Source organism: Endozoicomonas sp. SESOKO3, from assembly GCF_024606255.1.
Map to the genome: position 1 here is coordinate 1 of NZ_JAHHPR010000718.1, position 2,113 is coordinate 2,113.

At 49.5% G+C, this 2,113-nt stretch carries 2 protein-coding genes and 1 pseudogene; all 3 read right to left on the reverse strand.

Annotated features, from left to right (window positions below; genetic code table 11):
- A pseudogene (locus tag KDK18_RS12575) lies at nt 1–452 on the reverse strand (amino-acid N-acetyltransferase); the annotation flags it as partial.
- Nucleotides 453–481: 29 nt separating this feature from the next.
- Nucleotides 482–1,636 carry an acetylornithine deacetylase gene (gene argE / locus KDK18_RS12580; protein WP_257255274.1) on the reverse strand — a complete coding sequence of 385 codons (1,155 nt, stop codon included), beginning with the start codon at nt 1,634–1,636 and terminating at the stop codon, nt 482–484.
- Between the two features lie 192 nt (nt 1,637–1,828).
- A partial coding sequence (locus KDK18_RS12585) for an inorganic phosphate transporter (protein WP_257255275.1) occupies nt 1,829–2,113 on the reverse strand: 285 nt, incomplete at its 5' end.

Genomic DNA, 2,113 nt, shown 5'->3' on the forward strand with positions numbered 1-2,113 from the left:
ATCGCACCGGTGTGGAGAAAATTCTGTCCATCGATCACACCCAGAGGTTTTGCAGTCACGAAATTGCCACTGATAACCCGAATGCTGGCCCCATGCATAGGAGAGTTAACCAGGCCGAGTGAAAGCTTGGATTCAATTCGTGCACGAAGATTACCCACAGCATCCATGACGCATTCAAGACACTGACGATCCGTAACCCGTATTTCATTATGAAATTTGGACTCAAGGTTCCTGGCACTCAGGCGTTCCTCTATCTGAGGTCGCGCGCCGTGGACAAGAACCAGTCGAATGCCCAGACTGCTCAGCAAGGCAATATCGTTGATGATATTGTTCAGATTAGGGCTTGCCAGAGCTTCACCGCACAGAGTAATGACAAATGTTTTGCCATGGTGGGCATGGATGTAAGGTGAACTCTGCCGGAAAAATTTTACGTAGCTCTTATTCAAATTCATGACTGTTTTTATCTTCATCCTGGCGTTAATCAGAGGCAGAATCGTCGTATCAGAGATCTCAGTAGCTCAATGGTTGGATGAATTCTGTCCATGGAAAGGTACTCATCAGGTTGGTGGGCCTGATCAATATCACCCGGCCCCAGCACCACTGTATCCATTCCCATCCGGCTGAAGAAGGGCGCTTCCGTAGTGAAAGCAACGGATTTTGCTGAATAGCCTGTTAAACTTTCGCAGGCTTTGATCAGGGGAGAGTCAACAGCGCCCTCAAATGGCTCAATACTGTCGTGAATAGCCGCCAGAGAAAATTTTACATTGTCGGCTCTGGCGATGGGGAGAAGACGCTGTTTCAGAGTCTCTCGCAGCTCCCGGCTGTCCATGCCGGGCAAGAGACGCACGTCGAAATCCAGATCGCAGTGGCCACAGATCCTGTTAGGATTGTCGCCACCATGAATGCAACCAAGATTGATGGTAGGCGTAGGCACAGCAAATCCGGGATTATTGTATTTATGGGCCAGTTCTTCCCGGAACGTCATGATTTCAGTAATCACTTTATGGGCTGTTTCCATAGCATTCCTGCCAAGTGCCGGGTTGCTGGAATGACCGGACTGCCCGAGAATCCGGATGCGTTCCATCATGATACCTTTATGCATGTAAACAGGTTGCATACCTGTAGGCTCACCCACTACAGCGTAACGGCCCTTGGGTTTGCCAGCAGCTGACAGGGCTCTGGCACCGTTCATTGAGGATTCTTCGTCCGCTGTTGCCAGAATAATCAAGGGAGCCTTAAGGGGGGCTTTAAGATAGTCTTTCACTGCCTCCATGACGAGACCAAAGAATCCCTTCATGTCGCAGATCCCCAGACCATAAAACCGGTTATCGGATTCGTTGAGTGAGAAAGGATCGAACTGCCAGAGATTTTCATCGTATGGCACGGTATCGGTATGCCCGGCTAACACCAGCCCACCGGGACCTGAACCCAGGGTGGCAATCAGATTGGCTTTCAGCGGTGTTTCCGGAATGGGCATGATCTCACAGCAAAACCCCATGGCTTCGAGCCAGCTAGCCAGTTCATGAATCACTGGCATATTGCTCATATCCAGCTCAGGCTGTGTGGAACTGACAGAGGGAATCTTTATCAACCGCGACAGGACTGCTTTCAGATCAGGTTGCTGGATTCCAGTCATTATCAGGCCCTTGATTCTAAATGTTGGAAAATTGGACAGAAAAAACAAATATGCCAGATCATCTGACTGTCAGACTCCTGATACTGAAATCAACAGCCTTTTCAGCATGATAACAGCCCTTCTTATGGATAGGTACGTGAGATTAGGCCTCGGGCTCAAATACTGCAAAGGGCTCGCAGAAGAGCCCTCTCGTTAACCAAAAATAAATTTCAAGATATGGAAGAAGACAATAGCAAGGAAGGCCCCGGCGGGCAGCGTGATTAACCAGGACATAAAAATAGTGCCAATCACTCTCAAGTTAAGAGCACCAATTCCTCTGGCAAGACCAACACCTAACACGGCACCCACCAGAGTATGAGTGGTGGAAATGGGTAGTCCAGTGCCTGAAGCCAGCACCACGGTGGTTGCTGCTGCCAGTTCTGCTGCAAAACCTCTGGGTGTGATCGATGGACAGAATTTTCTCCACACCGGTGCGAT